Source organism: Sphingobium sp. GW821-FHT02B05, from assembly GCF_059421905.1.
In genome coordinates, this window is record NZ_JBWKVW010000009.1 from 13,834 (window position 1) to 34,999 (window position 21,166).

Below are 21,166 nucleotides of genomic sequence, written 5' to 3' on the forward strand. Positions count from 1 at the left end.
GTTACCACCGTGTTTCAAACTTGTTGCGCAGGTAGATGGCGAGGCCGTTCATCGCGAGCAGGAAAACCAGCAGCACGATGATGGCGGCGGATGTCTTTTCGACGAAGCCCTTGGAGACTTCGTCCGACCACAGGAAGATCTGCACCGGCAGCACGGTCGCGGGGTCTGTGATGCCGCCGGGCGGCGTCGCGATGAAGGCGCGCATGCCGATCATCAGCAGCGGCGCGGTTTCGCCCAGCGCACGGGCCATGCCGATGATCGTGCCGGTCAGGATGCCGGGCAAAGCGAGCGGCAGCACATGCTGGAACACCACCTGTACCGGACTGGCCCCGATGCCGAGCGCCGCGTCGCGGATGCTGGGCGGCACCGACTTGATCGCGTTGCGCCCGGCGATGACGATGACCGGCATCGTCATCAGCGCCAGCGTCATGCCGCCGACCAGCGCTGCCGATCGCGGCAGATGCGCCAGATTGAGGAAGATGGACAAGCCCAGCAAGCCGAAGATGATGGAGGGCACCGCCGCCAGATTGTTGATCGACACCTCGATAATGTCGGTCCACCAATTTTTGCGGGCATATTCCTCCAGATAGAGCGCGGTCGCCACGCCCACGGGGAAGCTGAGGATCAGCGTCACGAGCATCGTCAGCAGCGATCCCTTGAACGCGCCCCAGATGCCCACCTGGGTCGGATCGGTACCGTCACTGGCAGTCAGGAAGCTGAAGTTGAAGCCGGTCGACAGGACGCCCTGCTGTTTCAGTCGTGCGACCTGCGCCTCCATTTCGGGCGATCCCTTGCTCTTGGCGGCCAGGTCCAGGCCGGTGGAGGCAGGAACGCTGATCGTCGCGGTACGGCTCAGGATCGTCGGGTCAGCCTTGATCGCATCGCGGATGCTGATCCAGGCAGTCGGCGACAGCAGGTCGTCCGCCTTCTCGCCCAGCGCCTTCTTGGCGACGGTGCCGGTCACCATCGGCAGGTTGGCGTTGGCCAGTGCCTCGTCGGTGATCGCCTGGGGATCGAGCAGCAGCGGCGAGGCCGGGAAATCGACCTTCAGTGCGATCTCGGTCCGGGTGAAGCCGCGCAGGCCATTGCCCATCATGGTGACGAGCAGGAAGGCGAGGAAGGCTGCGGACAGGATGACGGCGAACAGGCCGGCGAATTTGAAGCGGCGTTCGGCGGCATAGCGCCCCGCAATCCTCTTGCGCATGGCCTCCGACTTCCAGTCGGTGGGGTTGCGTGTGCTCATTAGTCGTAAGCCTCGCGATATTTCTTCACGACCCGCAGGGCCACGATGTTGAGCAGCAGGGTGACGACGAAGAGCACCAACCCCAGCGCGAAGGCGGCGAGAGTCTTGGCGCTGTCGAATTCCTGGTCGCCGGTCAGCAACTGGACGATCTGGGTCGTCACCGTGGTCACGCTGGCAAAGGGATTGGCGGTGAGGTTGGCCGCAAGCCCGGCGGCCATCACCACGATCATCGTCTCGCCGATGGCGCGGCTGACGGCTAGCAGCACGCCGCCCACGACGCCGGGGAGGGCGGCCGGGATCAGCACGCGGGTGATCGTCTCGCTGGTGGTGGCGCCCATCGCCAGGCTGCCGTCGCGCATGGACTGCGGCACGGCGGCGATGCTGTCATCGGCCATGGAGGAAACGAACGGGATGATCATCACGCCCATGACGAGGCCAGCGGCCAGCGCGCTTTCAGACGACGCGCCATGAATGCCGATCATGACGGCAAAGTCGCGCAGGGCAGGGGCGATGGTGAGCGCGGCGAAATAGCCATAGACGACGGTAGGCACGCCGGCGAGCATCTCCAGCGTCGGCTTCATCCATTTGCGCACCGTCGGGCTGGCATATTGCGTCAGGTAGATGGCGCTCATCAGGCCCAGCGGGATCGCCACGATCATGGCGATGATCGCACCGATGAAGATGGTCCCCCAAAAGAGCGGCACCGCGCCAAAGGCGTCGTCATTGCCATATCCCATGGCGGCCGATTGCGGCGACCATTTGGTGCCGAACAGGAAGTCGATGGGGTTGACCATCGAGAAGAAGCGGAAGCTTTCCCACAGCAGCGAGGCGACGATGCCCAGCGTGGTGACGATGGCGATCAGGGAGGCGATCAGCAGCGACGCCATGACCAGCCGCTCGACCCGCGTGCGCGCCCGGAAGTCGGGACGGACGCGCGTGAAGGCGAAGGCGCCGCCGGCAAAGGCCAGCACCAACGCCAGAACGGCGCCGGCGATGCCATATTTGTCGAGCGCTTGCGCATAGGGTTGGACCAGGCCCTGCGACAGGGGATTGAACGCCCCCGCCTGGCTACCGCTGGCGATCGCCCGTGCTTCGCCGAGGATGGCGGAGCGGGAGAAGGCGTCGGTGGGCAGGCTCTGTGCCGCCGGGTCCGCCAGTACGCTCTGCGTGACGAGGCCGGGCGCGACATTGGCCCAGATCGCCAGGAAGAGGGCGGCAGGGACAAGCGTCCACAGCGCGACATACCAGCCATGATAGCCGGGCAACGAATGAACGGCGTCTCGCCGCCCGGTTGCGCGCGCCGCCGTTTGCAGCCGCAGCGCGCGGGCGCGGGCGCTGACCCAGGCGATCGCGCCCAGGCCCGCCAGCAGCAGGAGGATTGCAGGACCGGTCATGTCGCCCTTACTTCAGCTGCGAACCGTCAAGGACGGTCAGCGCCTTGACCGTCTCGGCGCTCTTCTTGCGCACATCTTCGGGCGCCGCGACCATGCCGCGCTTCGTCAGCACGCCATCGGGGTTCCAGTTTGCGGCGAAGGTGTTGAGGAAGTTCTGAAGGCCGGGGATGGCCGTCATATGCGCTTTCTTCACATAGATGTAGAGCGGGCGGGCGCCAGGATACTGGCCGGTCGATACGGTTTCATAGGTCGCTTCGACGCCGTTGATCGGCACATCCTTCAGCGTGTCCTTGTTTTCTTCAAGGAAGCTGTAGCCGAACACGCCGACCGCATTGGGGTTCGCGCCCAGCTTCTGAACGATCAGATTGTCGTTTTCGCCGGAGTCGACATATTTGCCATCTTCGCGAACGCGGGTGCACGTCGCCTTATATTCGTCTTCGCTCTTTTCCTTGAGCGCCTTCATCGCCTCATCGCTCTGGCAACCCTTTTCCAGGATCAGTTCGGCGAGCGAGTCGCGCGTGCCGCTGGTGGACGGCGGACCGAAGACGGAAATGGCGATGGCGGGCAGGCTGGGGTCCACATCCTTCCAGGTCTGGGCCTTGTTAGGCCCCTTGCCATAAGGATTGGCTGCCAGCGCCTCATAGACGATCTTGGGGGTCAATTTCAGGCCCGGACCCTGCTTCGATTCGGCGAAGGCAAGGCCGTCGACGCCGACCTGAATCTCGATGATGTCCTTCACGCCATTGGCGGCGCACTGGTCGAACTCGGCCTTTTTCATCCGGCGCGATGCGTCGGCGATGTCGGGATGCTGGGCGCCAACGCCGGCGCAGAACAGCTTCATGCCGCCGCCGGTGCCAGTCGATTCGATGATCGGCGACTTCATGCCGGCATTGCCCTGCACGAACAGTTCGGCCACCGCCGTGGCGAAGGGATAGACCGTGGAAGAGCCGACCGCGCGAATCTGATCGCGCGTGGCGCCGGCACCGCCGCCTGACTGGTCGCCGCAAGCGGCAAGGCTGAGAACGCTGACGGTCGTTGCGGCGAGCAGTGCGAATTTCTTCACGGAAACCTCCATAATCAAGGCCGCGATTCGCTGTTCGCTGCCCCCTTGTGGAGCGCCCTAGCCGCGGACAATCGCGCCTTTGTGACAGTCAGGTTTCTTTTTTATGACATGGTGCCAGAAAGCGCAGATGGCCGTCTCTTTTCATCATTTTTTGCGGGTGCTTCCTCGACCGGTGGGGGTAGCAGCACGGTGATCGTCGTGCCCTTGCCCAGCGTGCTGGCAATGTCGAATCGCCCGCGATGCCGTTCGACGATGTGTTTGACGATGGCCAGGCCCAGGCCCGTACCGCCCATGGCCCGGCTGCGCCCGGAATCAACCCGGTAAAAACGCTCGGTCAGGCGGGGCAGATGATCGGGGCCGATGCCTTCGCCTTCGTCCGCGACGCTCAGTCGGGTCATGTTGCTTGGCCCTTCATTCAGGGTCACCCGGATCGGTGTGCCGGGACGGCCATATTTGACCGAGTTGCCGATCAGATTGTGCAGCAATTGGGACAATTGCGCCCGGTCGCCCTGCACACTAGGCAGTTGCGGCGCAATATCCATTTCCACTTCGCGCCCGCGATCGCCATGGCTGGATCGGAAGACGCCAACGACCTCGGCCGCCAATTCCGCCATATCCACTAATGAATCGGGCGCGCGATATTTTTCTGCCTCGATCCGGCTGAGCGAAATGAGATCATCGATCAGTCGCTGCATCCGCCGCGCTTCGCCATCCATGATCTTGAGGAAGCGTTGGCGCGTTTCGACGTCCTTACCCATTTCCGGGTCGGCCAACGTCTCGATAAAGCCCAATATGCCGGCGAGCGGCGTGCGCAGCTCATGGCTGGCATTGGCGACGAAATCGACGCGCATCCGCTCGGCCGCATGGGTGCCACTGTGATCGACCAGATGGACCAGCCGGCGCATGTCGGCCACCTGCCCGATCGGTGCGACGCGCATCTGCCATCGCTGGTCGCGGCTGCCCAGGCCCACCAGCTCGATCATGACCGGCTCAGCCATCGGCGCGCTGCTCGCCAGCCGTTCCGCGGCAGCGGGGTGGCGGATGGCGATGCGGGCATCCTCCCCCTCGATATGATTACCCAGCAATCGCTGGGCCGCACGATTGGCTTGCACGATCCGGCCGCGCTCCACCAGCATCAGTGGATCGGAAATCCCTTCGAGCAAGCTGGCGAAATCGCGATGGCCGATCAGGTCGGGCGCATCCAGCGCGGCACGTTCCGGTGCAGCGCGCGCGACAATCCCCTCGGCGCAGATGAGCAATACGATGATTCCCGCCAATATCGGCAGGGCTATGGTAATGGGCGAAGCACCCAGCAACAGCGCGCCTCCGGTGCCAAGCAACAGCATGGCGAGGGAGGCGGTAATCTGGGATATTGTCAGTCGATTCATGGTTACCGCGCTGGATTTGTCGCGCAATTGCTGCGATGGCTATAGCATTAGTCTGCAATCTTTACGCTTTGACAAGCGGGACGAACGGATCTTGACGCAATGAGCGACCCGAAGCCCGAACAGGATGAAACGCACGCGCCTGATGCAGCGGTTGCGTCCGATGCGCAATCCTTGCCGGAACCGTTGGCCGTGTCGACACGCCGTCAATTGCTGATGGGGGGGGCTGTGGCCGCGTCCGCCATCGTATCGATCCGCCCGGCCTTGGCGAATACCGCCGCTTCGGTACTCAACTGCACCATCCCGGTGCCCGATCAGAGTCGCGCGGGTAATTTTGTCGCGCCCAATGGCCAGCTGGTGCCGGCCGGCACCCCAGGCGCCTATCCGGGAACAGGCCGCAGCTTTACAGGTGAGCAGGTGAAGCAGGCGTTGCGTGGTGGGCGACTTCCCGGCACCGGCTACGAACAGAACCAGGCCTATCTTAATTATATTCGCCGGCTTCAGCGGGGGACGAGCGGCTTTACCTGCTACGCCTCGCTGCAGATGCCGCGCTGATCCGTTGCCCGATCGCCTCGAACTGAGCTGAACGAATACGGTTTGCCCGCGTTGACGACGTCGAACCTGCAACGGTTCGATCTTAGTCGAGGGCATATCGATGTTTCAGTCCCGCCGTCCTCCGGCGCGTAATTTTTCGGTGGCGGTTTATCTGTATCAGCCCGGTGATGGCGGTTTGGACCGCGTTGCCATCCTGCTGGCCAATCATTTGCTGCATAGGGGCATTCCAGTCGAATTGTGGTTGGCCCGCATGGATGGCGCCTGTGCGCATCTGATCGACCCGGCGCTGACCGTCCGGCATGTGCCCACCATGGGCGGGACGCGCCGTTTGTCGATGATCGCGCAATTCCCGGCTTTGACCGCCATGGTTCGGCGGCATCGCCCCGACATCCTCTATTCTGCCGGTAACCAGAGCAACATGCTGGTTGCACTCGCTGCTCTGGGCACCAGCACCCATGCCGTCAGCCGCATTTCCAATCCGATCGTGCGTCCCGGTCAGCAAGGGCCCGGTGCCTGGATGCGCCTGAAGCGCTTCCGCGCCATCGCGCGACTGAGTGATCTGACCATCGTGATGGGTGAGCATGATCGCGCGTTGCTGGCCGGCAGCGGTGATGCGCGGCTGCTGCCTCGCCCCACCATCACCCATGCGATGGAAGAGGTCCGCGCGAGCCGCCCCCCGCGCCAGGCCGGCGATCCCTGGCGGCTGCTGATGGTCGGGCGGCTGACCGGGCAGAAGGACCAAGCGATGGCGCTGAATGCTCTGGCGCAATTGCGCCACCATGACTGGCGCCTTACCATTGCGGGTCAGGGTCCGTTGCGTGCCGATCTGGAGCGTCAATGCACCGCACTGGGCATCGCGGATCGAGTCGAATTCACCGGCTTCGTGTGCGATCCCGATCGTCTTGCAGCACTGATGGGGCAAACGGACCTGCTGCTCCAGCCATCCCGCTGGGAGGGGTTGTGCGCCACGCTGATCGAGGCGATGGCCTGCGGTGCGGATGTCGTGGCAACCGACAGCACGCCCAACATCCGCCCGCTGCTCGCTGCCGGTGGCCAGCATCCGGTGACGCCAGTGGGCGATGTCGGTGCCTTTGCGCGCGCCATACAACGTAGCATGACCCGGCCGGCACCGGCCACGATGCGGGCCAGCGCGATCCGCGATCATGGCGTCGATCTTGCGCTCGACCGCTATTTGCGCGCCTTCGAAGGGCTGGCTGGCAGCCATGTTCGCCGACCGATCCCGTCACCAGCCCTTTCTTGATGCATTAGGGGCCTGATGCGTTAGGCTCTTGGCTACGTCTTTCGCGCTACAGCGAGTTGGACAGTGGTTCGAGGGGCCGGATTTGGACGTGACGACAGCCTATCGCCGGGATGCAGCGGATGCGGTGGCGACCTGCATCCTCGACGATCTGACCCTTTTATATCATCACCGCTCCGGCCAGACCCACATGGTCATCAGCCCCGTGCCCGAGATCATGGAGTGCATGGATGATGGCGCGCCGGTAACGGCGCAGGCGATGCATGACCGTCTGGCGCGCGATTTCGACTTGGGTCCGCAGGAAGACGCGATAGCGGAAATCGCAGCGCATCTGGATGCGCTGGTCGCACTTGGACTGGTGCGCCTGGCATGAGGCATCATATCACCCTGCGCATCGGCCCGGCGACCTTCCGTATCGGTTCCGCATGGCGACAGCCGGTCGCACAACTGGCGCGCCTCTACGCCGCCTATCCCGATGTGCAGGGTGCGATCGCCGACTTCACCGTCCGTCTCCAACCGACCAGTCTGCTGCGTCGCTTTGTGCGCCCGTCCGTCTTCATCACTGGCGACCATGGCCTGGCCGATGCTGCGCCCATGAGTCTGGCCCATGGCCTGCTGGCGGCCGAAATGGGGATGAACTTGCAAATGGCGCTGGGCTGGCGACGGCATCTTCTGCTCCACGCCTCCAGTGTGGAGAAGGACGGGCGCGTGCTGGTCATGACCGGTGAATCCGGGTCGGGCAAATCGACCCTGTCGGCGCTGCTGGGTGAACGGGGCTGGCGCTTCATGGGCGATGAGTTCGCGCTGCTCGATTGCGATACCGGCGCGATCCTGCCCTTTCCGCGTCTCGTCAGCCTGAAGAATCGCGCGATCGACGTCGTGACGGGCGCGGTGGGAGAAGCGCGGATGGGGCCGCTGCTTACCGCCACGGCCAAGGGCGATATCCGCCATATGGTGCCGCGCGCCGACGCCGTTGCGCGCATGGATGAAGGTGGGATGCCGGCCTTGCTGCTCTTCCCGCGCTTCGGCCATGCCGCGGGTGTGCGGACTTTGGGGCAGGGCGAGATATTCATGCGCCTGACCCAAGCCTCCACCAATTATGTCGCGATGGGCGAATCCGCCTTCGCAGGCCTCACCCGTTTCGTGCGGCAGGTGCCAGCACGGGCGATCGACTTTGCGTCGAGCGAAGAGGCCTTCGCCATGGTCGATCGACTTTGGGAGGAGCTGGCATGAGCGCGACCTTGCTGGTTCAGATGCTGCGCGATCCCGTGCAGGTCGGGCGGCTGGACGCGGACGGGTGGAACCGTCTGCTTGCGGCAGCCCGCGCCGAGCGGCTGATCGGGACGCTCGCGCATCGGCTGGATGGGATGGACGTGCCGGCCCCGGTACGGTCGATTCTGGAGGATGCGAAGCGCGACACGGCACGGGAATCGCAGCAGGCGCTATGGGAAGCGGACCGCGCAGCACACGCCATGCGCGGGCTGAACGTCAGGTCGGTGCTGCTGAAGGGTACGGCCTATGTCGCGGCGGATATTCGCGCCGGACAAGGGCGCTTCATCGGCGATCTCGACATATTGGTGCAGCGCGACGCGATGCCGGCAGTGGAGCGGGCGCTGATTGCGGCGGGGTGGGAATGGGTCAAGGAAGACCCCTATGACGACGCCTATTACCGGCAGTGGATGCACGAGCTGCCACCGATGATCCATGTCGAGCGGGATCGGATGATCGACGTGCATCACACCGTCCTGCCCCTGACCGCGCGCCAGACGCCCGATGCCGCCGCGATGATCGCCGACGCCATACCGATAGCCAATGGATTATATATCCTGTCGGCCGAGGACCGGATCGTTCATTCCGTTGCCCATATGCTGGCCGACGGCGACATGCAGGGTGGCTTGCGCAATTTGTGGGATATCCATTGCCTGCTGCCCGACGCCGATCCAGCCGCTTTGGACGCGCGGGCCACACGCCACGGCCTGGCCGCCCATGTGCGGCAGGCGCGGCGCCTGGCGGGCGCGCTCTATGGTGACGGCGCGCAGCTGACGTCGTGGGACCGGTTGGTTAGGGCGCGGCTGCTGGCGCGGGACGGCTGGGGCCAGGAAAGCCGCAAGCTGCTGGTTTTCGCCTTCTATGTCCGATCGCATTGGTTGCGGATGCCACCAGCGATGCTGGTGCGCCACTTGTGGACCAAATGGCGCAAGGGGCATCGCCCCCAATGATGACAGCCGTGCGTCGGCGCAATGACGAGCGCTGACTTGCAACTTTAACCGCGCTGCCATCGCGCGGACATGGGCATGACCCACAGGCGCGCTAAGGCCCCCATCAGGGGTCTGTATCATGTTCAAGCCAGCGCGCGCCTTATTGTTTGCGAGCCTGACGGCCTTGCTGGCCGCCAGCTCGCCCAGCGTCAGTTCGCCCAATGAGGGCTATATAGGCGATCTGCCTATGTCTCCGCCGTCATCGATGGTGAGGGACCTGCCGCTCTCTATTCTGACCTATAATGTCATGGGTCTGCCCTGGCCGGTCGCCTTCGGCCGGGACGAGGCGCTTGGACGGATTGCGGACCGGCTGGCGGGGCTTCGGGCGCAGCGGCGCCAACCCCATATCGTTCTGATCCAGGAAGGGTTCGTCGCCGACCCGATCGCGTTCGCCCGCCGCGCGGGCTATGCCCATGTCGCGGGCGGGCCGGATATGGACATGCGCAGCACCATCGTCGCGTCCGCCGCCGATCTTGGCTATCTGCGCGCCGCGCGCTGGGACCGTGGAGAGACGCTGGGCAAGCGGTTGAACAGTGGCCTCATCATCCTGTCCGACTATCCGATCGTGGCCGTGCATCGCATGGCCTATCCCGCCTTCGCCTGTGCCGGTTTCGATTGTCTGGCCAACAAGGGCGCGATGATTGCCCATCTGCGCGTGCCGGGCATCGACCGACCGGTCGCGGTGGTGAATACGCACCTCAACGCGCGCAAGGCAGCCGGGGTGTCGATCGCCCGTTCGCTTCGGGCCTTCGATCGGCAGGCGGGGCTCCTTGCCGGCTTCGTGGCACATCATGTGCCGCGTGATCGAAATCTGCTGCTGGGCGGTGACCTCAATATCGGCGGCGACAGGCAACGCATCCGTGCGTTCTTCGCTCATTGGCGACGCACCGGTCTGGATTTCGTGGCGGCCTCATTAGGGGGCAGCCGTCAGGCCAAGGTCCAGGCGTTGCTGACCGATCCGGCCGATCGGCACGATCTGAACGAAGCGGTTCTGCGATCCAAGGATTGGATCTTTGCCCGCAACGCCGATGGCGCACCGATGAAGGTGGCGGCGGCACAGATAGCCTTTGGCGGCCCGGCCGACCGGCGCCTGTCTGACCATGTCGGCTATGCGATCGGCTATGACCTGCGCCGGCCGCGGCCTTTGCGTTTTGCCGACGCGGGGGCACGCTGATGCGTCGCATCCTGCCCCTTCTTCTCGCCGCCAACATGGTGTCCGGTCCGGCCATGGCGGAACCCTTCTGGCCCGACAATAGCGGCTTTGCCCTGCGTCCCCGCGTCAATTTCTCGATCCGGCCTGCGCCTTCGCTGCCCGTCGCGCAGCGGCCCGCCCGTATCTACGCAATCGAACTGATGCCGTTGCCGGCTCAGCAGGCCGATCTGCATCTGACTCTACAACGCCGGCGCCAGCGCGTCGCCGCGCTCATGGCCCCGCGCGCCGATTATCAACCGCGCAGCAGCGTCCGGCTGGTCGATGTGCGGATGGACCTGCCGCACATCGACGATCGCCTGTCGGCAACCGTGGGTTGGCAGGCCGCAAAGTTCAGTAACAAGGCGGCCAATGCGACATCGCCCTACAGCCGCGACGACCTGCGCGTGCGCGACGACTTCGTGCCGTCCGCGTACCTGGCCTTCGCCGCAACGCCGCGCCTGAAGCTGACCGCAGATTATCGCGAAACGGTGCAGGGCTTTGCCGATATTGGTACGATCGGCGCCATGGGGTTGGACCAGCCATCCTATCGCGCGCTGCGTAACGCGCTGCGACCTGAACGGGACAGCCGCACCCGCATTGGCCTGCACTGGACGCCCGCAGCGGCGCTGCGGCTGGATGTCGCCGCCTATCAGGGGCTGGTGCGGGACAGGTTGGCCTTCGTGGAACGGGGCTATCTCCCGCATAATCTTGGTTCTGCACGACTTTACGGCCTGGCGCTGGAAGCACGGCATAGCCTGTCGCCGGGGCTGGGGGTCATGGTGCGCTATGATCGGGCGCGGATCGACCCGGATCAAGGCGGAGCGCTGACGGAAGAGCGGCTGGCGGTCCAGGGTGAATGGCGCCGTGGCGCGTGGCGCTGCGCCATGCGGGCCGCGCGCACCAGCGGGTCTGCCTGGGGGCAAGGTGCGGGCCGGCTGAGGGTGGAAGGGGGGATAGACTATCAGCCCGCCGATCCCCGCGCGCCGCGTATTGGCCTGCAACTCACCGATCCTGATCGGCTGATGAGCGGCAGGCTGGCGGACGAGCCTCTATCCGCACCCATACGTGCTGTCGATCAGGCGCGCGCCTTGATGCTCAGCGCGGCGCTTCGCTGGTAAACAAGATCGTCCTATTTCTGTAGCATTGCCTGCCTATCGGCGGGACTTCTCTGATGGGAGCGGGCGATGCGGCACGGAATGAAGGCGGTGGTTCTGGCCGCATTGGCGATCGCCGGTGTGGCGCACGCGCAGGATGCCGAGGCGCCGTCCCCAATGCCGTCGCCGGTTATCCTGCGCCTGCCCGCGCCTGAAGCGCATCAGGGCGTCGCGTCGGACGGCGTCCATGTCTATGCGATCGATAACGATCGGATCGGTAAATATGTCATCGCCACGGGCCGGCGCATTGCGCAATGGCAGGGCGAACGGCGCCTCTTTCCGCATATGAACAGTTGCACCGTGGCTGGCCGCGAACTGGTCTGCGCTGCCTCCAATTATCCCGCCGTGCCGCAGACCAGCGCGATCGAGATTTTCGATACGAGGACGCTCCGCCATTTGCGCACCATCAGCCTGGGTTTCGGCCCCGGTTCGCTGACCGTCCTGGATCGTCATGCCGGCAAATGGTGGGCGGTCTATGCCAATTATGCGGGCAAGGGCGGGGAGCCGAACCGCGACTATCGCTACACCCTGCTCGTGCGGATGGACGAGCTGTTTCGGCAGGAGGCGGCCTGGACCTTCCCCCAGCAGGTGCTGGCCCGCTTCGCGCCGTTCAGCTGTTCGGGCGCCAGCTGGAGCAGGGATGGCCGGCTTTATGTGACTGGCCATGACCGGCCCGAAATGTACGAACTGGCGCTGCCGACCGCCGGATCTGTGATGGAATGGAAACGCACTATCGGCATAGCATCGCCGGGGCAGGCGATCGACTGGGACCCGGAAGTGCCAGGCCGCATCTGGTCGGTCGATCGCAAACAGACGACGCTGGTCGCCAGCGATATCGCTGGCTAGGCCAGCATCGCCGCGATCGCCAGCCCCGCCATGTCGGCGACGGCGGCCAGCCGTTCGGTCGAATGGCCTGCGCGCGCATCGGCGGACAGGCCGGACATCACCGCCGCCACATAGTCCGCCACGACGTCCGCCTTGTCGGGGTGGGTGTGGGCGATGAAGGCGCGCAGATGTTCGACACTGGTTTCCTTGAAACCGCGCGCGCGGCAGGCCGCGTCGGGGTCTGTACTGCGCTCCCCCTCCAGCACCAAGCATCCTGGCGCTGCCGGATCGGTCGAATAGAGGCAAGCCGCCTTGTGAAGCATGTTGAGCAAGGCTTTGGCTGGCGCGACGTCGGGATCGGAGAGCGGGTCGGTCAGGGGAGAGGCGCGGGAGTAGCGATCCAATACTTCCTCATATAGCGCCGCCTTGCTGCCGAACGCGGCGTAGAGGCTGGGCGGGTTGATGCCCATGGCGTCAGCCAGCGCGGCGACGCCGACGCCTTCATAACCATGGGCGTGGAACAGCGTTTGCGCCCGGTCCAATGCCGTGTCCCGATCGAAGGCACGCGGGCGCCCGCGTCCTCTGGTTTTTATTTTATCACTCACTACAAAAATCCTTGAAGCGACCTTTTGTCTATTTATATAGCGATCACTAATCATTTCTCAAGGAACGGGATCATGACCGACTTCACTGGAAAGAAAACCCTCGTCATCGGCGGGAGCCGTGGCATCGGTGCCGCCATCGTCCGCCGCTTCGCCAAGGATGGCGCCGCCGTCACCTTCACCTATGCCGGATCACATGATGCGGCACAGGCGCTTGCGACGGAAACCGGCGCGACCGCGGTGCGATCAGACGCATCGGACCGCGATGCCACTATCGCAACGGTCGCCCGGCAGGGCGCGCTCGACATCCTCGTCATCAATGCCGGTGTCGGCATATTGGGCGATGCACTGGAGCAGGATGCGGACGCGATCGACCGGATGATCGACATCAATGTCCGTGCACCCTATCACGCGGCTGTGGAAGCCGCGCGCCAGATGCCGGAAGGCGGCCGCATCATCGTCATCGGATCGGTCAATGGCGATCGCATGCCCTTCGCCGGCGGCGCGGCCTATGCGCTTACCAAGTCGGCGTTGCAGGGGCTGGCCCGCGGCCTGGCCCGTGACTTCGGTCCGCGCGGCATCACCGTCAATATCGTGCAGCCAGGCCCGACCGATACAGACATGAACCCGTCGGATGGCCCGATGGCCGGAATGATGCACGATTTCATGGCGATCCGTCGTCATGCCACCGGCGAAGAGATTGCCGGTCTGACCGCTTATTTGGCCGGGCCGGAAGCCGGCATCATCACCGGGGCGATGCACACGATCGACGGTGGCTTCGGCGCCTGAACCCTCGACGTCAGGCGGCGGCGATGCCCGGCGGCTGTAGGTCGTCGGACATCAACCACATTTCAGCCGGCAGTTGCGATGAAAAGACGCCGACGATAGCCTTGCCCAAGCGCGCGCGAACATACATTTTGTCCGCGATGTCGGCGACCAGTATGGCGACGCGGTCGGTCGGCTGATAGGTCGTTTCCATATGCTCCAGGATGCGGGCTTCGGTATCGCGTGCCTGGCGTTGAGCCTCCGTCACGTCCGACAGGATGCGGATTGGCAGGCCGTTGCGTCGCCTGTCTGCGATAATCAACCCAAGATGGGTGTAATGGCGATCGACATCGGCGATCGACCAGAGGCCGGTCGCGTGGACGAAAATGATTCCGTCAGGATCGTCCAGTTCGCATGCGATCATAAGGCACCTTGTGGAAGCACAGCGAACCTAACCTAAATCAAGCCATTACGACAAATGGCTTTGTTGAATCATGGCATAAAAATGCGCATCTCGCTCATGACAAATGCTGTTCTAGCTTCCGGGACGATGCGGAGCGATGCACAAGGAATGGCACCGCTCCATTACCATTTTCAGTCCTTCTTCAATATGTTGAGCGCCAGAACGGTCATCGCCTCGCTGGCGGTTGCAATCACCTTGTCCGCTTGCGGTGCCCAGAAAGGACTGTGGAGCGAGGGCAGGCTGGTCTGACCCGATGCGGCAGCCGCCATCTTGTCCGCCGGCACCCCGCCGACCCAGAAGATGAAGCTGTTGATGCTCTTGTCCGCGCGATAGAAGCGGCTGAAATCCTCGCCACCCATCACCGCCGCCGTCTTGATGACGCGACCGTCGGGGAAATGTCCTTTCAGCACGCCCGCCATTTGCTCGGCAAATTCAGGCGGATTGTAAGTGGAGGGGGTGAATTCGTCTTTCACGCTCACCACGGGCATCCGGTCGTCCGGCACGCCTGCTGCGATCGCTTCGCCCCGGCTGATCCGCTTGATCCCCTCGATCAGCTTGGCGCGCGTCTCGTCCGAATAGCTGCGGACGGTCAGCAGCAGCTTCGCCTCGTCAGGGATGATATTGTGCTTGGCGCCAGCCTGGAAACTGCCGACGGTGACGACGGCGGGGTCCTGCGGGTCCTGTTCCCGGCTGATAAGCGTCTGGAGCGAAGTGACGATGCGCGAGGCCAGCACGATCGGGTCGCGTGTCGTCTGCGGATAGGCGCCATGGCCGCCCAGGCCCTTGACCAATATGTCGACGCTGTCCACATTGGCCAGGGCATAGCCCGGCGTATAGCCAATCTGACCGGCGGCGATATTGGCCGCGTCGTGGAAGGCGATGGCATGGGTCGGCTTGGGAAAGCGGGTATAAAGCCCGTCCTCCAGCATGTTGCGCGCGCCCTTGCCCACTTCCTCGGCGGGTTGCAGGATCATGACCAGCGTGCCCTTCCACTTGTCCTTCGCACCGGCGAGCAGCTTGGCCGTTTCGATGAAAGCGGTCATGTGCGTGTCATGGCCGCAGGCGTGCATCACGCCCGTCTCCACGCCTTCGGGCGTCTTGGTCCGCACCTTGGACGCGAATTCCAGGCCGGTCTGCTCGACAACGGGCAGGCCGTCCATGTCCGCGCGGATCAGCAGTACAGGGCCGGACCCGTTCTTCATCACCGCCACGACGCCGGTGCCGCCGACCTTTTCGGTCACATCATATTTCAGCGCCTTCAACCGCTTGGCGAGTTTCGCGGCGGTATTCACTTCCTGCAACGACAATTCGGGATTGGCGTGCAGGTCGCGATAAAGCGTCATCAGCCCGTCCATATCCTTCGCCACGGCCGCGCCGATCTCGCTCTGAGCGGGCAAGGTGGGCGTCGCGGGCACCGGAGCGGTTGGCGTCTGGGCGATGGCGATGGACGAAAAGCTGGTGGCGGCCAGAACGGCCGTGAGCGCGTGGCGCATGTTCAAAATCTCCCTTGCTGGGCAGGAGCATAAGGGGATTTTTTGAGCGGGGAAGGGGGATTGTTGCGGCTATGGCGTTGCGCAATCGAGGCAGAGGCGGTTCAGATAGTCGCTGGCGCCGTGCAGGATATGCAGCACGACAATTCGACGCGCTTCGACCCGGTAGAAAAGCAGATATTGGACATAGACTCGCCGTCTTATGTCCAGATGGGGGTAACGCTCGACGACGGGGAAGCCCTTGGATAGTCAGCCAGGTCCAGGCATTTGGTACGCAGTTCGACGATGAAGCCCAGCGCGCGGACGGAATTATCCATCGCGATATGATCGGCAATCGCTTTCGGATCGGCGCTGATCATATGCTATCCTCCAGCGCCGATCACAGGGCGGTTATCAACTATTCTAACGCGCAGTTATGAACGCCCGGATATCCGCGCTCAGCTTGCGCAGGTCGTCGGGGCGGACATACATCATATGGCCGGCGTCATAATAATGATATTGGATGCGGGAGGCATCGAAGCCGGTCCGGCTCATCGCATATTCCGCGCCGAAGAAGGGCGTGGCGAAATCATACCAGCCCTGGCCGACGAAGACTTTGAGCCCGCTATTTTCCCGCAGCGCTTTGCCCAGATAGGGCGCGACGCTGCCATAGACTTCGCTCGCCCGGCCGCTTTTGCCGTCGAGTTTCCAGTCCCATCCGCTGACCCCGCCGATCGTCACATAGGAGCGATCCGTCCTGTAGCCCAGATCGTCGCGGGCATAGCTGTTCATCGCGGCGGTATAGGCGCCGTCGATGGCGTAGAAGCTGGGATCATTGTCCGGCTCCTCGCCCGCCGCGTCATAATCCTTGCCGGTATAGCGGGTGTCGAGACGGCCGATGCTCATGCCCCTGTCGCGCAGCAATTCCTTGTAGAAACGGCCAGGCGAAATGCGCAGTTCGGCATGGTCGACAAAGGCTTCCGACAGGCCGGTCAACCGTGCCAGTTCGGCGCGCACGCTGGCGCGTTCCTCGGCGGGCAGGCCATTGCCCTTGAGCAGTGCCGCGGCATAGGGGCCGATGGCGAAGGCGCGGGCCTGCTGTGCAGCTTCCGCCACGGTCGCGGGCGGATTGCCCATGCGCTTGTGATACCAGGCGGTCGTCGCCATCGACGGCAGGTTGAGGATATAGGGCATTTCATTGCCCTGAACCTCTGCCGTCGCACCGAAATCCAGGATGGTAGAGATCAAGATGATGCCGTTGACCCCGACATCATTATAGCTGCCTTCCAGTTCGTTGATCAGCGCCACCGACCGGGTCGTGCCATAGCTTTCGCCGCCTATATATTTGGGCGACGACCAACGACCATTGTCGTTCAGCCAAAGGCGAATAAATTCGGCGATCGATTTTGCGTCCGCTGATACGCCCCAATAATCCTTGGGGTCTTTCTTGCCGAGGGCATGGGAAAAGCCGGTGCCGACCGGATCGATGAACACCAGGTCGGTGACGTCGAGCAGCGATTCAGGGTTGTCCACCACCGGATAGGGTGGCGCGCCATCATCTTGGGCGTCGGGTAGCACTACTCGCTTGGGACCGAAGGCGCCCATGTGCAGCCAGAGCGATCCTGATCCCGGACCCCCATTATAGAGGAAGGTGATCGGGCGCTTCTTGTCGCCGCTATCCTTGACATAAGAGGTGGCATAGATGGCCGCGAGCGGCTTGCCATCCTTGTCCTTGAGATAGGTTTCGCCAGTGGTTGCGGTGTAGCTGATCGCCTTGCCGCCGAAGACGCCCTTATGCCGGGTGATCGAGACATTGGGCGCGGGAACGGGGATTTCTGCGGCATCGTCCCTCTTGCCGTCGTCCATTGCGATGGCAGCGGTTGAAGACAGGGCCAGTGCCAGGGCGGCGAGGCTGGAGGTGAAGCGCATGATTGTCCCCTTGTTTTACGCTCGTCTGGCTAGCGGACGGACGGAGCCGTGGGAAGAGGGAACGCGGCTACCAAAGTCACGGCGCGTTCACACCATGGCCAACCTTGTCCCGCCCAATGTGGAGGGTCGAACCTTCGCCGCTCTGCTGCGTTGCAACATGATCGCCATACTGATTGAGAGAAACCCATGACCAGTCGCCGGACATTCCTTGCAGGCGCTACGGGCGCCGGCCTTGCTGCGGCGATGGCCGTTCCGAACCGCGTTTTTGCGCTGCCGCGCGCGCCTGCCGCCACCGTCATCCGCAATGCCACCATCCTGACGATGGAACCGGGGGCTTCGGCGAAACCGTCGAGCGACCTGCTGATCGAGGATGGCATGATCCGGCAGATAGGCCGGGCAATCGCGGTTCCATCCGGCGCCGCCACTATCGACGGTAGTGGTCATATCCTGCTTCCCGGCTTTGTGGATACGCATTTCCATATGTGGAACAGCATGTTGCGCGGGTTGTCGCACAGTGACAAAGGTGGGTTTGCGCCGACCATGAAGGCTGTGTCCGGCCTGTTCACGCCACAGGATAATGCGCTGGGGGTCAGTCTGGCCGCCGCGCAGGCGATCGACAGCGGCATCACGAGCATCCACAACTGGGCGCATAATATCATCAGCCCCAGCCATGCAGAGGCCGAATGGGCGGCACAGATGGATAGCGGCATGCGGGGACGCTTTGCCTATGGCTATCCACAGGCGCTGCCGCCGGGCAAGACGATGGACCTTGACCATCTGGCGGCCATGGCACGGCGCGGCGATCGGGGTCTTGTAGGGATCGGCACATGCCTGCGCGGGCCGGATCGATCCGAAGACGCGGTCTGGCAACAGGAATGGACCGCATGCCGCCGGCTCGGCTTGCCGCTGAGTACGCATATCGCGTCGGATCGCAAGGCGGCGGCAACGGGTGGCATCGACAGACTGGCGGCGCAGGGCATGCTCGGCCCGGACACGATGATGGTCCACGCCACCCATGCAACGGTTGCACAGATGGCGCTGCTGGCACGCGCAGGCGCACCCCTGTCGATCAGCCCATGGACCGAACTGGCGGTCGGCTATGGCATCCCGCCTATTGCGGCGATGGCGCAGGCTGGCCTGTCCATGGGGCTGTCGGCCGACAATGTCGTGCTGGCGGGACAGGTCGACATGTTCGCTATTTTGCGCATGACGGCAGATCTTGCTGCCGGGGCTACGGAAAAGCAGCAGGCCATTGACGACCGAACCATCCTGCAATGGGCGACGCGCGATGGAGCGCGGGCGTTGGGCTTGGACAAGTATGTGGGGACGCTCGCCGTCGGGAAGCGTGCTGACCTCATCATGGTGGACAGCCGGTCGATCAATATGCGCGGCGCCAGCGATCCCGTCACCGCCATCGTCCGGGCTGCGCGGCCCGCCGACGTGCAATTGGTGATGATCGACGGCGAAGTGCGGAAAGCCGATGGACAGGTGCGCGGGTTCGACCGCGCGACACTGGATGATCGTGCCACCGAACGTCTGGCGCAATTGCGCGCGGCGGCGCAGATATAACGTCCCTGCGCCGGAAGGCGTCCGCTTATGTCGTCTGGCTTGGAACAAGGTTGCTTTGTGCCCTGGCGGCGCGCACCACGGGCCAGATGAAATCTGTCGAGGCCGATGGCTGAGCCATGACGACGATTTTGGACGTTGCACGGCTGGCGCAGGTATCGACCGCAACCGTATCGCGTACGCTCTCCCGCCCACATAATGTGAACGAGGCCATGCGCTTGCGCGTTCAGGCTGCGGTCGCCCAACTGAGCTAAGAACCCAATCCTGCGGCAAGATTGCTTCGGACGCGACGATCATTCAAAATTCTCATCACGGTCCTGGACATTTCCAATCCATGATCGCAATCCCGCCCTGAAGGTGCCGAGCGTGCATATCGACAATGTCGCGACCGGCGCCGATGGCATGGATCATCAGCAGACCATTGGACAGTCCGGTCTGTCGCGATCGCCTGACCGGCGTGCAGCGTATCGCGGGCGCCGCCTGATTTCCCGAACCGGTCGTGCGCGGCGGGTCGTTCTCGGTCAAGACCGGCTTCCGGGAAGCCACGCAACTGCTCGCTAAAGCCTCTGCCAGCGCCATATTCTGGTTTAGCGATGAACTGGTGATCGGCGTTGTACATGCCATTTATTCGGCAAGGCTGACATACCCGGACGATATATCGGAGGTGGGGTTGCGACGACATCGATCTGGCCCCCTATCTCGATCCTATCCTTTCGCGGAATGCCAGAATGATGAGTATGGCAGCCACCAGGCTGACGATGGCGGGCATCAGCCATATGGCGCGCCAGTCATGATCGGTCGGTGATGCCGTATGGGCGAGATACACAGCGCCGGCGATATTGGAGCCGACCACCGTTCCGATACCTTGTGTGACCAGGGCCAGAAATGCCTGCGCGCGTGATCGTTGTTCGGGCGCGAACTTGCGATCGATATAAATCTGGCTCGAAACGAAGACGAAGTCATAGCAAATGCCGTGGATGATGATCCCGAACAGAAGGAGCGGCATGATGGCCTGGGCGCCTTCATAACCCCATCCGAAAGCGATGAAACGTACCGCCCAGGCCGACATGCCCAGGACCAGCACCCACTTGATGCCCATGCGCACCAACAGGAAGGGCAGGGAGATCAGGAACAGGGTTTCGAACATCTGCCCGGCAGTCTGGATCGCCGTCGCCTCCAGTCGTGTGCCGAAAAGGGTTATGGCCAGATCTTTTTCGACAAAGAAGCTGTTGGCATAGGCATCGTAAAAGGATTTTGGCAGCATCATAACGAACATCGCGACGATGAAGACCCAGAAAGCGCGATCGCGATGATTGGGCACGATATCCAGCCCGAAAAGGCCAGCGACATTGAGCGACACCCGGCGTGCGCGGGGCGGCACATCGGGCAGGGTAAAGGCGTAAAGGCCAAGCAGGATATAGACGATTGCAGATATCTGCATCGGCATGGCGGTTTCAGCCGCCCCGGGGATAAGACCGATCAGAAGCCCGCCCACGATCCAGCCGACAGTGCCCCACACCCTGATCGCCGGAAATTCGCGCGTGCCGTCCTTCACGCCATGCAGCGCGATGGATGTCGCCAGGGGGATGGTCGAGCTGTAGAAGAGGAAATGAAGCATGCAGCCGAAAAGGAAGGTCGTCTGCGATTGGGTTATGGTCGACACCCACAGCAATGCGGCGCCAGCGCCCAGGCAAAGGAGGGCCATCACCTTTTGCGCCGCGAAATATCGATCCGCGATCATCCCCACAAAGAGGGTGGAAAGGATGGTCGCGATGCCGATCAGTCCGAAGGTCGTGCCGATGATGTCATCGAACCGCAGGCCCTTGCTCATATAGCTGCCCAATGGGACCAGCCAGACGCCCCACGCGAAATATTGGGCGAACATCATTATCGACAGTCGGGATTTGATCATCATCCGCCCCTTACTTCATCCTCTGGTCCCGGTCGGCATCCGGTCATGCGGCGCGTGTGGCGCCTGCTCCTTCTTGACCGCCTCTGGGTAGCCAGTCTCCGGTTCGCAAACAAGAGAAATCGTTTTCTTGAAA

General features: G+C 63.3%; 22 protein-coding genes. 11 read left to right on the top strand and 11 right to left on the bottom strand.

The window, feature by feature from the left end:
- Nucleotide 1: 1 nt before the first annotated feature.
- From pstA to AC07UX_RS18215, 4 genes are all read right to left on the bottom strand, one after another.
- On the bottom strand, nucleotides 2-1,243 hold the full coding sequence (gene pstA, locus AC07UX_RS18200) for a phosphate ABC transporter permease PstA (RefSeq protein ID WP_495193387.1): 1,242 nt from the start codon (nucleotides 1,241-1,243) through the stop codon (nucleotides 2-4).
- Entirely contained in the window at nucleotides 1,243-2,637 is a 1,395-nt protein-coding gene (gene pstC / locus AC07UX_RS18205) for a phosphate ABC transporter permease subunit PstC (RefSeq protein WP_495193388.1), read from the bottom strand. The genes pstA and pstC overlap by 1 nt, the downstream gene beginning before the upstream one ends.
- 7 nt (nucleotides 2,638-2,644) lie before the next feature.
- Nucleotides 2,645-3,712: a substrate-binding domain-containing protein gene (locus tag AC07UX_RS18210; RefSeq protein ID WP_495193389.1), complete on the bottom strand. Its 1,068-nt coding sequence runs from the start codon at nucleotides 3,710-3,712 to the stop codon at nucleotides 2,645-2,647.
- 89 nt (nucleotides 3,713-3,801) lie between these two features.
- Complete coding sequence (locus tag AC07UX_RS18215) at nucleotides 3,802-5,088, bottom strand: ATP-binding protein (protein ID WP_495193390.1); 1,287 nt, start codon at nucleotides 5,086-5,088, stop codon at nucleotides 3,802-3,804.
- A gap of 99 nt (nucleotides 5,089-5,187) precedes the next feature.
- On the opposite strand from AC07UX_RS18215, the gene AC07UX_RS18220 reads away from it, so the two are divergent.
- The 8 genes from AC07UX_RS18220 (at nucleotide 5,188) to AC07UX_RS18255 (ending at nucleotide 12,348) form a co-directional block, all read left to right on the top strand.
- Entirely contained in the window at nucleotides 5,188-5,640 is a 453-nt protein-coding gene (locus AC07UX_RS18220; protein ID WP_495193391.1) for a hypothetical protein, read from the top strand.
- A 139-nt stretch (nucleotides 5,641-5,779) separates the two neighbouring features.
- The gene (locus AC07UX_RS18225) at nucleotides 5,780-6,901 is read left to right on the top strand and encodes a glycosyltransferase (protein WP_495193392.1); all 1,122 of its coding nucleotides are present in this window, start codon (nucleotides 5,780-5,782) and stop codon (nucleotides 6,899-6,901) included.
- Nucleotides 6,902-6,989: 88 nt separating this feature from the next.
- On the top strand, nucleotides 6,990-7,271 hold the full coding sequence (locus AC07UX_RS18230) for an HPr-rel-A system PqqD family peptide chaperone (protein WP_495193393.1): 282 nt from the start codon (nucleotides 6,990-6,992) through the stop codon (nucleotides 7,269-7,271).
- Nucleotides 7,268-8,131, top strand: coding sequence for an HprK-related kinase A (locus AC07UX_RS18235; RefSeq protein WP_495193394.1), 864 nt, complete (start codon nucleotides 7,268-7,270; stop codon nucleotides 8,129-8,131). The genes AC07UX_RS18230 and AC07UX_RS18235 overlap by 4 nt, the downstream gene beginning before the upstream one ends.
- On the top strand, nucleotides 8,128-9,117 hold the full coding sequence (locus AC07UX_RS18240) for a nucleotidyltransferase domain-containing protein (protein WP_495193395.1): 990 nt from the start codon (nucleotides 8,128-8,130) through the stop codon (nucleotides 9,115-9,117). The genes AC07UX_RS18235 and AC07UX_RS18240 overlap by 4 nt, the downstream gene beginning before the upstream one ends.
- Before the next feature lie 118 nt (nucleotides 9,118-9,235).
- Nucleotides 9,236-10,330 carry an endonuclease/exonuclease/phosphatase family protein gene (locus AC07UX_RS18245; protein WP_495193396.1) on the top strand — a complete coding sequence of 365 codons (1,095 nt, stop codon included), beginning with the start codon at nucleotides 9,236-9,238 and terminating at the stop codon, nucleotides 10,328-10,330.
- Nucleotides 10,330-11,466 carry a TonB-dependent receptor domain-containing protein gene (locus tag AC07UX_RS18250; protein WP_495193397.1) on the top strand — a complete coding sequence of 379 codons (1,137 nt, stop codon included), beginning with the start codon at nucleotides 10,330-10,332 and terminating at the stop codon, nucleotides 11,464-11,466. Before AC07UX_RS18245 ends, AC07UX_RS18250 begins: the two co-directional genes overlap by 1 nt.
- Nucleotides 11,467-11,544: 78 nt before the next feature.
- Entirely contained in the window at nucleotides 11,545-12,348 is an 804-nt protein-coding gene (locus AC07UX_RS18255) for a YncE family protein (protein WP_495193398.1), read from the top strand.
- Here the strand turns inward: AC07UX_RS18255 and AC07UX_RS18260 are convergent.
- A complete protein-coding gene (locus tag AC07UX_RS18260) occupies nucleotides 12,345-12,932 on the bottom strand; it encodes a TetR/AcrR family transcriptional regulator (RefSeq protein ID WP_495193399.1) in 588 nt (195 codons plus the stop codon). The genes AC07UX_RS18255 and AC07UX_RS18260 overlap by 4 nt on opposite strands.
- Before the next feature lie 72 nt (nucleotides 12,933-13,004).
- On the opposite strand from AC07UX_RS18260, the gene bdcA reads away from it, so the two are divergent.
- On the top strand, nucleotides 13,005-13,718 hold the full coding sequence (gene bdcA, locus AC07UX_RS18265; RefSeq protein WP_495193400.1) for an SDR family oxidoreductase: 714 nt from the start codon (nucleotides 13,005-13,007) through the stop codon (nucleotides 13,716-13,718).
- Nucleotides 13,719-13,728: 10 nt separating this feature from the next.
- On the opposite strand, the gene AC07UX_RS18270 is transcribed toward bdcA, so the two are convergent.
- From AC07UX_RS18270 to AC07UX_RS18285, 4 genes are all read right to left on the bottom strand, one after another.
- Nucleotides 13,729-14,118 (bottom strand): hypothetical protein, encoded by a 390-nt coding sequence (locus AC07UX_RS18270; protein WP_495193401.1) that lies wholly within the window; start codon nucleotides 14,116-14,118, stop codon nucleotides 13,729-13,731.
- Between the two features lie 170 nt (nucleotides 14,119-14,288).
- Nucleotides 14,289-15,650, bottom strand: coding sequence for an amidohydrolase (locus tag AC07UX_RS18275; RefSeq protein WP_495193402.1), 1,362 nt, complete (start codon nucleotides 15,648-15,650; stop codon nucleotides 14,289-14,291).
- A 197-nt stretch (nucleotides 15,651-15,847) separates the two neighbouring features.
- Nucleotides 15,848-16,006, bottom strand: coding sequence for a type II toxin-antitoxin system RelE/ParE family toxin (locus AC07UX_RS18280; RefSeq protein WP_495193403.1), 159 nt, complete (start codon nucleotides 16,004-16,006; stop codon nucleotides 15,848-15,850).
- 43 nt (nucleotides 16,007-16,049) lie between these two features.
- Nucleotides 16,050-17,555, bottom strand: a complete 1,506-nt coding sequence (locus AC07UX_RS18285; RefSeq protein ID WP_495193404.1) for a S10 family peptidase — start codon at nucleotides 17,553-17,555, stop codon at nucleotides 16,050-16,052.
- A 186-nt stretch (nucleotides 17,556-17,741) separates the two neighbouring features.
- Between AC07UX_RS18285 and AC07UX_RS18290 the strand changes: the two genes are divergently transcribed.
- Together AC07UX_RS18290 and AC07UX_RS18295 are read left to right on the top strand one after the other, a co-directional pair.
- The gene (locus AC07UX_RS18290) at nucleotides 17,742-19,124 is read left to right on the top strand and encodes an amidohydrolase family protein (RefSeq protein WP_495193405.1); all 1,383 of its coding nucleotides are present in this window, start codon (nucleotides 17,742-17,744) and stop codon (nucleotides 19,122-19,124) included.
- A gap of 116 nt (nucleotides 19,125-19,240) precedes the next feature.
- Nucleotides 19,241-19,375 carry a LacI family DNA-binding transcriptional regulator gene (locus AC07UX_RS18295; RefSeq protein ID WP_495193406.1) on the top strand — a complete coding sequence of 45 codons (135 nt, stop codon included), beginning with the start codon at nucleotides 19,241-19,243 and terminating at the stop codon, nucleotides 19,373-19,375.
- Nucleotides 19,376-19,430: 55 nt separating this feature from the next.
- On the opposite strand, the gene AC07UX_RS18300 is transcribed toward AC07UX_RS18295, so the two are convergent.
- Both AC07UX_RS18300 and AC07UX_RS18305 read right to left on the bottom strand, forming a co-directional pair.
- Entirely contained in the window at nucleotides 19,431-19,646 is a 216-nt protein-coding gene (locus AC07UX_RS18300; protein ID WP_495193407.1) for a hypothetical protein, read from the bottom strand.
- A 169-nt stretch (nucleotides 19,647-19,815) separates the two neighbouring features.
- The gene (locus AC07UX_RS18305; RefSeq protein ID WP_495193408.1) at nucleotides 19,816-21,036 is read right to left on the bottom strand and encodes an MFS transporter; all 1,221 of its coding nucleotides are present in this window, start codon (nucleotides 21,034-21,036) and stop codon (nucleotides 19,816-19,818) included.
- Between the last annotated feature and the right edge of the window lie 130 nt (nucleotides 21,037-21,166).